General features: G+C 61.4%; 13 protein-coding genes. 7 read left to right on the forward strand and 6 right to left on the reverse strand.

Features of this window, described 5'->3' with window-relative positions; translation table 11 throughout:
* Positions 1-5: 5 nt before the first annotated feature.
* Together DBR46_RS04525 and DBR46_RS04530 are read left to right on the forward strand one after the other, a co-directional pair.
* Positions 6-851, forward strand: a complete 846-nt coding sequence (locus tag DBR46_RS04525; protein ID WP_124525178.1) for an NAD-dependent protein deacetylase — start codon at positions 6-8, stop codon at positions 849-851.
* Positions 852-1,470: 619 nt separating this feature from the next.
* Positions 1,471-1,800 carry a hypothetical protein gene (locus tag DBR46_RS04530; protein ID WP_017736562.1) on the forward strand — a complete coding sequence of 110 codons (330 nt, stop codon included), beginning with the start codon at positions 1,471-1,473 and terminating at the stop codon, positions 1,798-1,800.
* Between the two features lie 64 nt (positions 1,801-1,864).
* On the opposite strand, the gene DBR46_RS04535 is transcribed toward DBR46_RS04530, so the two are convergent.
* Positions 1,865-2,767: a LysR family transcriptional regulator gene (locus tag DBR46_RS04535; RefSeq protein WP_124525179.1), complete on the reverse strand. Its 903-nt coding sequence runs from the start codon at positions 2,765-2,767 to the stop codon at positions 1,865-1,867.
* 133 nt (positions 2,768-2,900) lie between these two features.
* Here DBR46_RS04535 and DBR46_RS04540 point away from each other — a divergent pair, with 133 nt between their 5' ends.
* The 3 genes from DBR46_RS04540 to DBR46_RS04550 are packed head-to-tail and all read left to right on the forward strand — an operon-like array spanning position 2,901 to position 5,486.
* On the forward strand, positions 2,901-3,599 hold the full coding sequence (locus DBR46_RS04540; protein ID WP_124525180.1) for a CoA transferase subunit A: 699 nt from the start codon (positions 2,901-2,903) through the stop codon (positions 3,597-3,599).
* Between the two features lie 34 nt (positions 3,600-3,633).
* Entirely contained in the window at positions 3,634-4,293 is a 660-nt protein-coding gene (locus DBR46_RS04545) for a CoA transferase subunit B (RefSeq protein ID WP_017736560.1), read from the forward strand.
* Positions 4,294-4,304: 11 nt separating this feature from the next.
* Positions 4,305-5,486, forward strand: coding sequence for an acetyl-CoA C-acetyltransferase (locus DBR46_RS04550; protein ID WP_124525181.1), 1,182 nt, complete (start codon positions 4,305-4,307; stop codon positions 5,484-5,486).
* Positions 5,487-5,701: 215 nt separating this feature from the next.
* On the opposite strand, the gene DBR46_RS04555 is transcribed toward DBR46_RS04550, so the two are convergent.
* Complete coding sequence (locus DBR46_RS04555; RefSeq protein WP_124525182.1) at positions 5,702-6,118, reverse strand: PaaI family thioesterase; 417 nt, start codon at positions 6,116-6,118, stop codon at positions 5,702-5,704.
* Positions 6,119-6,277: 159 nt separating this feature from the next.
* On the opposite strand from DBR46_RS04555, the gene DBR46_RS04560 reads away from it, so the two are divergent.
* Entirely contained in the window at positions 6,278-7,129 is an 852-nt protein-coding gene (locus DBR46_RS04560; protein WP_256659218.1) for a DUF4349 domain-containing protein, read from the forward strand.
* Positions 7,130-7,181: 52 nt separating this feature from the next.
* Here DBR46_RS04560 and DBR46_RS04565 read toward each other — a convergent pair whose 3' ends face one another.
* Entirely contained in the window at positions 7,182-8,267 is a 1,086-nt protein-coding gene (locus tag DBR46_RS04565; RefSeq protein WP_124525183.1) for a DUF1615 domain-containing protein, read from the reverse strand.
* 139 nt (positions 8,268-8,406) lie between these two features.
* On the opposite strand from DBR46_RS04565, the gene DBR46_RS04570 reads away from it, so the two are divergent.
* Positions 8,407-9,021, forward strand: a complete 615-nt coding sequence (locus DBR46_RS04570; protein ID WP_124525184.1) for a LysE family translocator — start codon at positions 8,407-8,409, stop codon at positions 9,019-9,021.
* A gap of 44 nt (positions 9,022-9,065) precedes the next feature.
* Here the strand turns inward: DBR46_RS04570 and hemB are convergent, their stop codons facing one another.
* From hemB to DBR46_RS04585, 3 genes are all read right to left on the reverse strand, one after another.
* Positions 9,066-10,040, reverse strand: a complete 975-nt coding sequence (gene hemB, locus DBR46_RS04575) for a porphobilinogen synthase (RefSeq protein ID WP_124525185.1) — start codon at positions 10,038-10,040, stop codon at positions 9,066-9,068.
* A gap of 115 nt (positions 10,041-10,155) precedes the next feature.
* Positions 10,156-10,998, reverse strand: coding sequence for a PhzF family phenazine biosynthesis protein (locus DBR46_RS04580; RefSeq protein WP_124525186.1), 843 nt, complete (start codon positions 10,996-10,998; stop codon positions 10,156-10,158).
* Positions 10,999-11,001: 3 nt separating this feature from the next.
* On the reverse strand, positions 11,002-11,700 hold the full coding sequence (locus DBR46_RS04585; RefSeq protein WP_124525187.1) for a glutathione S-transferase N-terminal domain-containing protein: 699 nt from the start codon (positions 11,698-11,700) through the stop codon (positions 11,002-11,004).
* Positions 11,701-11,811: the final 111 nt, after the last annotated feature.

Below are 11,811 nucleotides of genomic sequence, written 5' to 3' on the forward strand. Positions count from 1 at the left end.
AACCCATGCTCGACAGCCTGGAACATCAGGATGACCACCTCGACACCCTGCACCGGGCCATGGCCGAACGGCGCTTTCTGGTGCTGACCGGTGCGGGAATCAGCACGTCCTCGGGAATACCCGACTATCGCGACAGCGAAGGTGTGCGCCGGGGCAAGGCGCCCATGATGTACCAGGAATTCCTCGCCACCGCGCAAGCACGCCGCCGTTATTGGGCGCGGGCAATGCTGGGTTGGCCGAGAGTGCGCATCGCCCAGCCGAACCCCGCCCATCGAGCCCTGGCGGCCTTGCAACAACACCAACGCATCAGCGGGTTGATCACCCAAAACGTCGACACCCTGCATGACCAGGCCGGCAGCCATGACGTGATCGAACTGCACGGCAGCCTGCACCGGGTGCTGTGCCTGGACTGCCAGCAGCGCAGCCCGCGCGATGTGATCCAACAGCGGATGGAACACGAGAATCCCTACCTGGCCGGCGTCGATGCCGTGCAAGCGCCCGATGGCGATACGCTGCTGGATCCGGCCTTTGAAGAACGCTTCCAGATCCCCCACTGCCCCCATTGCAACGGTCAACGCTTGAAACCGGATGTGGTGTTCTTCGGCGAGAACGTCGCCCAGGCTACTGCCTTCAAGGCCATGGTGGCGGTGGAACAGGCCGAGGGGTTGCTGGTGGTCGGCTCATCCTTGATGGCTTATTCAGCGTTTCGCCTGTGCAAGGCGATGGTGGAACAAGGCAAGCCGGTGATCGCGATCAACCTGGGCAAGACGCGGGGGGATGAGTTGTTGCAAGTGAAGATCGAGGCATCGTGCGAACGGTTGTTGCCGTTGCTTGTTGATCGCCTGAGCTAGCAACACCTCCCATCTAAAATATGGGCCGGGCTTATGTGGGAGCGGGCTTGCTCGCGAAGGCGGCGTGACAGTCGATGCATGTGTTAACTGACCTACCGCATTCGCGAGCAAGCCCGCTCCCACAAGGTTTTGCAGTGAATCAGTCAGCTACGAGCCACGACCCGCAACGCCAAAAAATGACGCCCAAGTCACAACTCCACGCATCCCCCCGCCCCCACGGCGATTTATGTAGTGACCAAAAATAATCACTACATAACCGTTGACGTAACGTTTTTGTCCTTGCATTATCGAGACGTCTCCCGGATCGGGAGCGTTGGTAACAAGCGTTTTGAAAGAGCTCGTCTGACCGCCGAGCTGTTTTTTCCGGATGTGCACTGCCCACAAGGCAGATTGATGAAGCTGACCGGCCCGCAAGGATCGGTGCAAGGAGCTCAAACGCTGCTTGTCTTCGTTATGAAACCATTGCGTAGCAGTTCATCAGCAAGACTACATGCATCAGGTTCAAGACCCTGCCCGTATTCGGCAGACCGTCACTGACGCCCGGTTTTCGCAACCGGAGACAACTAAGCAGTTTTAACGAATCAATTGATAGATCGCCAACTGGTCAAGGGGCTTACACATGAATCTGAACAACCAACCAACTATCGACGAATTGGCTGAGATGTTCGCAGCGCAGAAAGACACACTCGACGACCATATCCTGTGGATTGGTAAATCGGGCGAAGTGCAACTTGACTGCCTGGCGCCCAATACCCAAGAAGCCGAATTTGACCGCAATAACCGTGAACTGGCAGCACGCCTGAAGGTGTACCGCCGTGGCCAGGGTTATGTCGGCAAGAAGGCTGCGGCTGATCGCAACTTTATCGAACAAGTATTCGACACACTTAACAATGCCTGGGCAGCCGTCAAGGACAGCTCGCAAGTTAAAGTGATTGATCGCTACTACTAGAAAGTCACTTGTGCACTACTTGTGGGAGCTGGCTTGCCAGTTCCCACACTTGTTTGTGGTGTATTCAAAAAGTCGGAAAACGCCCCTTCGCCGCCTCATCCCGAAAAATATCAAACAGCACTTGTGCCGCCGCCGAGAGTTCATGCCCAGGTTTGGTCAGCACGCCTATCGGCCGTTCGATCACCGGGTCGCGTAACGTAATGCAATGGGCGCCCGCCTCTTCCATCTGCCGCGCGCATAACGCGGGCACGGCGCTGACACCCAAACCACTCGCCACCATCTTGCCCACCGTCGCCAGTTGATGGCTTTCCAGCGCCACCGGCAGCTTCATCTGCAGCGCGCCCAAATGCTCTTCCAGCATCACGCGCACGGTCGAAGGCCGTTGCAAGGTGATGAAGGGATGTTCCAGCAGGGTTTTCCAATCGACTTCGCTGCATTGCGCCAGTGGCGAATCGCCCGGCACCACGGCAATGAAACGGTCCAGATACAGCGGTGTAAACGCCAGCGAAGAACCTTCAGAGGGCTCGAACGCCACACCCAGCTCCACCTGGCGGTCGCGCACCATCTCCAGCACCTGCTCGTTGATCAAGTCATGCACGGTCACATTCACCTGAGGGTAACGCGCACGGAATATCTTCAGGATCGGCGGCAGCAGGTTACCGGCAAACGAGGGCATCGCAGCCACCGTCACGCGCCCGCGCTGCAAGGTGAAGCGCTGGCGCAGCTCGTCTTCGGCGTTGTCCCAATCGGCAATCAACCGGCGGGCCAGAGGCAGCAGGGATTCACCTTCAGGCGTGAGCGCGACGTTGCGGGTATTACGGCTGAACAAGCGCCCGCCCAAGCCTTCTTCCAGGCCCTTGATAGTCAAGCTGAGGGCCGATTGGGAGAGGTGCAGACGCTCGCAGGCGGCGGCAAAACTCAGGCTCTGGGCCACGGCGAGAAAGGCGCGCATCTGTTTAACTGTCATGAGGCTACTCCGGGCGACTGCTCAACTATGCTGTTTTTTAAATCAATCAACCTTAAAAAACAACTTAACAAATCAATCCAGCAGCGCAACACTCGGTTCATTGGCTGGCCCACAAACAATAAAAGAGGTGCATATGGCAGGTTTCGATAAACGCGTGGCGTCCTATGAAGAAGCGCTGGCGGGCCTGGAGGACGGCATGACTGTGCTCTCCGGTGGTTTTGGCCTGTGTGGCATTCCAGAAAACCTCATCGCCGAGATCAAGCGCAAAGGCACCCGCGACCTGACCGTGGTTTCCAACAACTGCGGCGTCGATGGTTTTGGCCTGGGTGTGCTGCTGGAACAAAAACAGATCAGCAAGGTGATCGCGTCCTACGTCGGTGAAAACGCGCTGTTCGAGAAGCAGTTGCTCAGCGGCGAGATCGAAGTGGTGCTGACCCCCCAAGGCACCCTGGCAGAGAAAATGCGCGCAGGCGGCGCCGGCATCCCGGCCTTCTTCACCGCCACCGGCGTCGGCACTCCCGTTGCCGAAGGCAAGGAAACCCGCGAATTCAAAGGCCGCCCGTACCTGATGGAAGAATCCATCACCGGCGACTTCGCCATCGTCAAAGGCTGGAAAGCCGACCACTTCGGCAACGTCATCTATCGCCACACCGCACAGAACTTCAACCCGCTGGCCGCCACTGCCGGCAACATCACCGTGGTTGAAGTCGAGGAAATCGTCGAACCGGGCGAGCTGGACCCGGCGCAGATCCACACCCCTGGTATCTACGTCGACCGGATCATCTGCGGCACGTTCGAGAAGCGCATCGAACAGCGCACCGTACGCAAATAATCCGCCTCCAGCCCGAACAATAAGGACTCAGAACATGGCTCTTACCCGCGAACAAATGGCTCAACGCGTCGCCCGCGAAATGCAGGACGGTTTCTACGTCAACCTCGGTATCGGCATCCCGACCCTGGTGGCCAACTACATCCCCGACGGCATGGAAGTGATGCTGCAATCGGAAAACGGCCTGCTGGGCATGGGACCGTTTCCGACCGAAGACACCATCGATGCCGACATGATCAACGCCGGCAAACAGACCGTCACCGCGCGCATTGGCGCGTCGATCTTCTCCTCCGCCGAGTCCTTCGCGATGATTCGCGGCGGCCACGTCGATCTCACCGTGCTCGGCGCCTTTGAGGTGGACGTACAGGGCAACATCGCTTCGTGGATGATCCCCGGCAAGCTGGTCAAGGGCATGGGCGGCGCCATGGACCTGGTGGCCGGAGCGGAAAACATCATCGTGATCATGACCCATGCCTCCAAGGACGGTGAGTCGAAGCTGCTCAGCCAGTGCAGCCTGCCGCTGACCGGTGCGAACTGCATCAAGCGTGTGCTGACGGACCTGGCGTACCTGGAAATCGAAAATGGCGCTTTTGTCCTCAAGGAACGCGCACCTGGCGTCAGCGTTGAAGAGATTGTGAGCAAGACCGCCGGTAAACTGATCGTCCCGGACCACGTTCCAGAAATGCACTTCCAGTGAGGACAGATTCCATGCAAGACGTCGTGATTGTTGCTGCCACCCGCACCGCCGTGGGCAGCTTCCAGGGTTCGCTGGCGAATATTCCGGCACCGGAACTGGGCGCCGCCGTGATCCGTCGCCTGCTGGAGCAGACCGGCCTCGACCCGGCCCTGGTCGATGAAGTGATCCTCGGCCAGGTCCTCACCGCCGGCTCCGGCCAGAACCCGGCGCGCCAGGCCTCGATCCTCGCCGGCCTGCCCCACGCGGTGCCGAGCCTGACCCTCAACAAAGTCTGCGGCTCCGGCCTCAAGGCCCTGCACCTGGGCGCCCAGGCCATTCGCTGCGGCGATGCCGAGGTGATTATCGCCGGTGGCATGGAGAACATGAGCCTGGCCCCGTACGTATTGCCCGCCGCGCGCACCGGCCTGCGCATGGGCCATGCCAAGATGATCGACAGCATGATCACCGACGGCCTGTGGGATGCGTTCAACGACTACCACATGGGCATCACCGCCGAGAACCTGGTGGACAAGTACGGCATCAGCCGTGAGGCCCAGGATGCGTTCGCCGCTGCTTCTCAGCAAAAAGCCGCGGCAGCGATCGAAGCCGGACGCTTTGCCGACGAAATCACACCGATCCTGATCCCCCAGCGCAAAGGCGACCCGGTGGCCTTCGCCGTGGACGAACAGCCCCGCGCCGGTACTACCGCCGAGTCCCTGGGCAAGCTCAAGCCGGCGTTCAAGAAAGACGGCAGCGTCACCGCCGGCAACGCCTCCAGCCTCAATGACGGCGCCGCCGCAGTGCTCCTGATGAGCGCCGACAAGGCCAAGGCCCTCGGCCTGCCGGTGCTGGCGCGCATCGCCAGCTACGCCAACGCTGGCGTCGACCCGGCGATCATGGGCATCGGCCCGGTTTCGGCCACCCGTCGCTGCCTGGACAAAGCCGGTTGGAGCCTGGGCGACCTGGACCTGATCGAAGCCAACGAAGCCTTCGCCGCGCAAGCACTGGCGGTGGGCAAAGAGCTGGAATGGGATGCGGACAAGGTCAACGTCAACGGCGGCGCCATTGCCATTGGCCACCCGATTGGCGCCTCAGGCTGCCGCGTGCTGGTGACCCTGCTGCATGAAATGATCAAGCGTGATGCCAAGAAAGGCCTGGCGACGCTGTGCATCGGTGGCGGTCAGGGTGTGGCCCTGGCTCTCGAACGTAGCTGATTGGCAAGAGCACTATTGAAAAGGCCTGGTTCCACGAAAACCGGGCCTTTTCTTTACCCGCTCTATCTGAATGAACACAGTCCAACTGTGGGAGCTGGCTTGTGTGGGAGCGGGCTTGCTCGCGAAGACGGAGTGTCAGTTAAAAATCAAGTGACTGACACTCCGCTTTCGCGAGCAAGCCCGCTCCCACACAAGCCCGCTCCCACATTTGATCTCTATCGTTCATCAGAGCGAGGCACCGCAAACACCGCATTCGCCCGCACCACCACCTTCTCTCCCACTTGCACGCTCACCGTGGCAAACGCCATCTGCCGCCCGCGCTTGTGATGCTCCAACTTCACCACCATCCACTCCCCCACCTGCACCGCGCCCAGGTAGTCCAAGGTCATGCTCGCGGTAATCAACGGCAGCGGCGGCTGGCTGGAAAAGGCCATCGCATACCCCATGCCCACATCCGCCAAGGTCGCCAACACCCCGCCATGCACGGTACCGCGCCCGTTCGCATGACGATTGTCGGCACGCAGGCCGATCTCCAGTTGCAAGCCTTCACCCCGGCAGTACGCCGGGCCCAACAAGTCGAGCAGCGGGCTGCTGCGGGGCAGTGAAACAAAACCTTCGGGGACAGCGATCATGGCGGGTTCTTCCTTGGAGTCAGGCCTGAGGTGTACTCCAGCCCGTTTGCGCCAGCCATCACCATCAGCCACGCAAATCCTGCACGATGCTTTGCGTTAATCCGCCAGACCCGCTTTAATCGCCGTCCAAAATTTCCCCGCACTTCCCAAGGAACCGCAATGCGCCATCTGGACGGCAAAGCCACACCGCTTATTTTGATCTTGCTCGCAGGCCTGACCCTCGCCGGTTGCTCGCCAAAGGATCACTCCCGCGCACGGGCGATCAACGGCGAACAAAGCCAGGCTGGCGCGCAATTGGCCTATGAGCACGAACTGACCCTGGCCCTGCCCGGCGCCCTGCTCGCACCCCGTATGCAGGCCACGCGCGAGGCCTGTGAAACGGCACGCTTTGGCGCCTGCAACATCCTCGGCATCACCGAAGACGGCAACGGTGGCGAGATCATCCTGCGCATCGCGCCCACCGGTGTGGAGCCGATGGTCGCCATGGCCACGGAAGGCGGCACACTGGGCCAACGCATCACCACCGCCGAAGACCTGGCCGACGCCGTCGCCGATGTGCGTCGCCGCCAGGATCGTCTGCAAGCCCAGCAACAGCGTCTCGATGAGTTGGCCAAGCGCAAGGACATCACCGTCAGCGACTTGATCGCCTTGAGCAAAGAGCAAGCCACCATCGAAAACGAATTGCAGGAACTGGCGCAGGTCTCTGCCAACCAGCAACGCCGTCTCGACACCAACCGCGTGACCCTGAACTTCCGCTCTTCCGACGGCGCGAACCAACCATCGCGTTTCAGCCGCATGTTCAGCAACCTCGGCGACAACCTGGTGAACGGCACCGCCGACGCCCTGGAACGCGCAAGCTACGTGCTGCCGTTTGTGATCCTGGCGTTCCCGGTGGTGTGGTTGTGGGTGTGGCTGTGGCGCCGGTTTATTGTGGCGAGGGAGCTTGCTCCCGCTGGGCTGCGAAGCGGCCCCAAAAAAGTAGAACGCGGTGATTCAGACGTTAGCCAGTGACGAACCTTGGGGCTGCTGCGCAGCCCAGCGGGAGCAAGCTCCCTCGCCACAGTCAGCGCCTCATGCAGCGCTGATAACGCTCATCCACGCGCTTGGCAAACCACGCCGTGGTCAGGTTGCGGGTGATCTTCGGGCTCTTGAGCACGATGCCCGGCAGGATCGCCCGTGGCATCGGCTTGCCGGCCGCGGTGTCCGCCAGCGCAAACACGCGTTTGTAGAGGGTGGTGTCTTCAAAGTCCAACTGCTCGCCCTGCTCCAACTGGCTGCGGATGCTCGGGTTGCGCATGTCCAGCTTCGCGCCCAGTGAGCGCACCGCCAGCTCGGTGGTACCGGGTAGCAACGAGCCGTAGCGAATCAAATCCCCATCCAGCGCCAGCTCGGTGCCAGAGACACGGCTGACCGCCGCCTGGAATGCCGCGTTACGGCTGGCGTACCAGCCTGCGTTGAAGTCGGCGAAGCGATACAGCGGTTGATCGTAGCTCACCGGGTAACCGAGCAAGTGGGCGATGCCAAAGTACATGCCGCCACGGCGGGTGAAGACTTCGCGTCGGATCGTGCCGTCCACCGTGTAGGGATAACCCCGTGCCTGTTTCTGCGCGAAGTCGATGCTGACTTGCATGGGACCGGCGGTGTGTACGGGGTTGAAACCGCCGAACAGGGTATTGCCCAGGGGCACCATGCTGATGAAATCATCGAAAATGCCGCTCAGGTCCTTCTCCGTGCGCGCGGCATTCAGGCGCTCGGCGTAAGACTTGCCGGTGGGTGAACGCAGTTGCAAGGTGGTGCGCACCACCACGGCTGGCACATACACCTTGGCGGCGCGGCGCAGCATTTCGTCCCTGGCGATCTTGCCCATATTCGGCACGGACGGATCTACCTGGTAGGTGGACTCCTGCTCAGTCACCGCCAGTACCGCGCAGATATTCTCGGTGCTTGGGTAGATCTTCTGGGTGTCAAAGGCCGTGTAGATGTCCTGGGCCCAGCCCTTGCGATCCGCCACGGTCGCCGGCAGCAGACGCACGATCTGCGCCTTCACCTCGGCTTCGTCGCGCTCCGGCTGCTGCGGGCCGCGCGCGGTGGAGCAACCGGCCAATACCAGTAACGGAGTGATGCACAGGATCAAGCGGCGTAGGGGCATGACACTTCCTTGAATAACGACGGACCGGGCATATCGACCGGCAAGTGTAACCAGGGTTCGCTGACCGGGTGCGCTCGCCAACCCGCGTCTATCGTGACAGGATCTGACATCGACCATTCCTACACGGAGTTTGAATGCCATGCTCAGCCTGAACTTTCTTGTCACTTGCCTGATTGTCGTACTGATTCCCGGCACCGGGGTGATTTTTACCGTGTCCACCGGCCTCACCGCCGGCAAGCGCGCCAGCCTGTTCGCCGCGCTGGGATGCACGGCCGGGATCATCCCGCACCTGCTGGCCTCGATTCTCGGCCTGTCCGCCCTGCTGCACACCAGTGCGTTGGCGTTCGACCTGCTCAAGTACGCTGGTGTCGCCTATCTGCTGTATGTGGCCTACGCCACCTGGCGTGATCGCTCGGCCTTTGCCGTCAGTGACACGCCCGTGGTCGCCAGTGCCCGCAGCCTGATGCTGCGCGGTCTGCTGATGAACATTCTCAACCCCAAGCTGACGATTTTCTTCCTGGCCTTCCTGCCTCAGTTCGTCGCGCCAGGCAGCACGGCGCCTACCGTGCAGATGCTGGTATTGAGCGGCGTGTTCATGGCGATGACGTTTGCGGTGTTCGTGATGTATGGCCTGCTGGCCAATGTGTTTCGGCGTGCGGTGATCGAGTCACCACGGGTGCAGAACTGGCTGCGGCGCAGTTTTGCGGCGGCCTTTGCGGGGCTGGGGTTGAATCTGGCGTTTGCGCAGCGCTGATCTTGGTGGGAGCCAGCTCCCACACAAAACCAGCTGCTACATCTTTAGATCCCCGCCAGGGCCAGGTCCATCGCAAAGTAGGTGAAGATCAAATCCGCACCGGCGCGCTTGATCGAGCCGAGGGTTTCGCGCACGACGCGGTCCTCATCAATCGCTCCCGCCTGGGCGCCGAACTTGATCATCGCGTACTCACCGCTCACCTGGTACGCCGCCACCGGCAAGCGCGAGGCTTCGCGGATGTCGCGGATGATGTCGAGGTAGGCCCCGGCCGGCTTGACCATCAGCGCATCCGCGCCTTCCTGTTCATCCAGCAGCGATTCGCGCACGGCTTCGCGGCGGTTCATCGGGTTCATCTGGTAGCTTTTGCGGTCGCCCTTGAGCGCGCTGCCGCCAGCCTCACGGAACGGACCGTACAGCGCCGAGGCGAATTTGGTGGAGTAGGCCATGATCGGGATGTGGGTGAAACCGGCATCATCCAGGGCGCGGCGGATCGCCTGGACCTGGCCGTCCATCGCCGCCGACGGTGCGATCACATCGGCGCCAGCGCGGGCAGCGGCCACGGCTTGCTTGCCGAGGTTGACCAGGGTCGCGTCGTTATCGACGTGGGCGCCGTGCATCACGCCGCAGTGGCCGTGGTCGGTGTATTCGCAGAAGCACGTGTCGGACATCACGATCATGTCCGGCACGGCGTCCTTGATGATCGAGGACATGCGCGAAACCAGGCCACGTTCCTTCCAGGTGTCGCTGCCGCTGGCGTCCAGGTGGTGGGACACGCCAAAGGTCATCACCGACTTGATGCCGGCGCGGGCGTAACGTTCGATCTCGGCGGCCAGTTTCTTCTCCGGGATACGCTGCACGCCCGGCATGCTGGTAATCGGCACGAAGTCGTCGATTTCTTCTTCGACAAAAATCGGCAGTACCAGATCGTTGAGGGTGAACTCGGTTTCCTGGAACAAGCCACGCAACTCCGGGGAGCGGCGCAGGCGGCGTGGGCGGGCTTGGGGGAACTGGCTGGTCATGGCGGTCCTGAAATGGGGTGAAGGCTTTGGGGCGAAAGCTTATGCCCACCGGCATAGGCAACACAAACGCCGAGGGCCCAACAGTGTATTGCGAGGCCCGCAACAATTCATTGATCTAGAGCTGTAGACGCCCGTCAATGCACACCGCGACCGCACCGCCCACCCAGATGTCATCGCCCTGGCGCTCAATACGAATGCGCCCCGCACGCCCCATCGCCGTGCCCTGGCTGACCACATAGCGCTCAGGCGCCAAGCCTTCGCCCAGCAGCCATTGGGCGATACCGGCATTCAAGCTGCCGGTGGCCGGGTCTTCCGGGGCGCCATCTCCGGCGATAAAGCCGCGTACTTCAAACTGCGTATCCACCGCGTCGCGCGCGGGGTCGCAGGGGGCGATCACGCCAACAGCCAGGCCGAGCAACTGCGCATAGTCCGGCTGTAAATTCAGAACCTGATCACGATCGGCCAACATCAGCGCCAGCCACCCAGCGCCATTGTCGACCCATTGGCTGCGCACAACGTCTTCGGCGCGCAAGCCCAACCCTTGGCACACACGCTCCAGCACCGGCGCCTCCACTGAACCGGCGCGCAGTAAAGGCGGCGCAATAAACGCCAGTTCATCGCCCTGGCGGCGCACGCGTACCAGGCCGATTTCGCACTCCTGGATGATGTCCTCGCCCTTAGGCACACCGCCTGCTTGCAGCCATGCATGGCATGAGCCCAACGTCGGGTGCCCGGCGAACGGCAGTTCCTGCACGGTGGTGAAAATTCGCACCCGGTAGTCAGCACGGGGATCACGGGGCGTCAGCAAAAACGTGGTTTCACTGAGATTGGTCCAGTTGGCGAAATCGGCCATCTGCTGGTCCGTCAGGCTGTCAGCGCCCAACACCACCGCCAGGGGGTTGCCCTTGAGCGCGACGCTGCTGAAGACATCCAGTTGTTTGAAATCAAAGGTCGGCATGGGTCAGCTCGGAATATTCAGGCCACGGATCACCGCCGGCCGGGCGACAAAGCCATCCAGCGCGCGCAGCACATTAGGGAAGTCGGCGATGCCCACCAGGTCGCCCGACTCGTAGAAGCCGATCAGGTTGCGAATCCATGGAAAGGTGGCGATGTCGGCAATGCTGTAGTCGTCGCCCATGATCCAGGTGCGGCCCAGCAGGCGTTTCTCCAGCACGCCCAGCAAGCGCCGGGATTCAGCGGCGTAGCGGTCGCGCGGGCGCTTGTCCTCGTAGTCCTTGCCAGCGAACTTGTTGAAGAAGCCCAACTGGCCAAACATCGGGCCGATACCGCCCATCTGGAACATCAGCCATTGAAGGGTTTCGTAACGCGTGGCCGGGTCTTCGGACAGCAACTGGCTGGTTTTCTCGGCGAGGTAGATCAGGATCGCGCCGGACTCGAATAGCGCCAGCGGCACACCGCCTGGGCCATCGGGATCGATGATCGCAGGGATCTTGTTGTTGGGGTTCAGGGACAGGAACTCGGGGGACAACTGGTCCTGCGTGTCGAAACTGACCTTGTGCGCCTCGTAGGGCAGGCCCAGCTCTTCGAGCATGATCGAGACTTTTACCCCGTTGGGCGTGGGCAGCGAGTACAGTTGCAAGCGCTCGGGATGCTGCGCGGGCCATTTGCTATTAATCGGGAAGGCGGCGAGTGGGTTCATCGGGAAATCCCCTGAGCAGAAAGGCCACATGATAGTCATCTGCCCGGTGTCCTGCATGGGTCATCAATGCGCAATATCCGCGGCTTATTATCCCGCGTGGGCGAACCAATA

The sequence above is a fragment of the Pseudomonas sp. KBW05 genome, from assembly GCF_003852405.1.
Classification (GTDB): domain Bacteria; phylum Pseudomonadota; class Gammaproteobacteria; order Pseudomonadales; family Pseudomonadaceae; genus Aquipseudomonas.

Coding starts and splice junctions, on each gene's coding strand:
- hemB (WP_124525185.1), bottom strand. CDS start 10,040: ATGACCAGCCAGTTCCCCCAAGCCCGCCCACGCCGCCTGCGCCGCTCC.
- DBR46_RS04530 (WP_017736562.1), top strand. CDS start 1,471: ATGAATCTGAACAACCAACCAACTATCGACGAATTGGCTGAGATGTTC.
- DBR46_RS04540 (WP_124525180.1), top strand. CDS start 2,901: ATGGCAGGTTTCGATAAACGCGTGGCGTCCTATGAAGAAGCGCTGGCG.
- DBR46_RS04550 (WP_124525181.1), top strand. CDS start 4,305: ATGCAAGACGTCGTGATTGTTGCTGCCACCCGCACCGCCGTGGGCAGC.
- DBR46_RS04585 (WP_124525187.1), bottom strand. CDS start 11,700: ATGAACCCACTCGCCGCCTTCCCGATTAATAGCAAATGGCCCGCGCAG.
- DBR46_RS04570 (WP_124525184.1), top strand. CDS start 8,407: ATGCTCAGCCTGAACTTTCTTGTCACTTGCCTGATTGTCGTACTGATT.
- DBR46_RS04555 (WP_124525182.1), bottom strand. CDS start 6,118: ATGATCGCTGTCCCCGAAGGTTTTGTTTCACTGCCCCGCAGCAGCCCG.
- DBR46_RS04580 (WP_124525186.1), bottom strand. CDS start 10,998: ATGCCGACCTTTGATTTCAAACAACTGGATGTCTTCAGCAGCGTCGCG.
- DBR46_RS04545 (WP_017736560.1), top strand. CDS start 3,634: ATGGCTCTTACCCGCGAACAAATGGCTCAACGCGTCGCCCGCGAAATG.
- DBR46_RS04525 (WP_124525178.1), top strand. CDS start 6: ATGCTCGACAGCCTGGAACATCAGGATGACCACCTCGACACCCTGCAC.
- DBR46_RS04535 (WP_124525179.1), bottom strand. CDS start 2,767: ATGACAGTTAAACAGATGCGCGCCTTTCTCGCCGTGGCCCAGAGCCTG.
- DBR46_RS04560 (WP_256659218.1), top strand. CDS start 6,278: ATGCGCCATCTGGACGGCAAAGCCACACCGCTTATTTTGATCTTGCTC.
- DBR46_RS04565 (WP_124525183.1), bottom strand. CDS start 8,267: ATGCCCCTACGCCGCTTGATCCTGTGCATCACTCCGTTACTGGTATTG.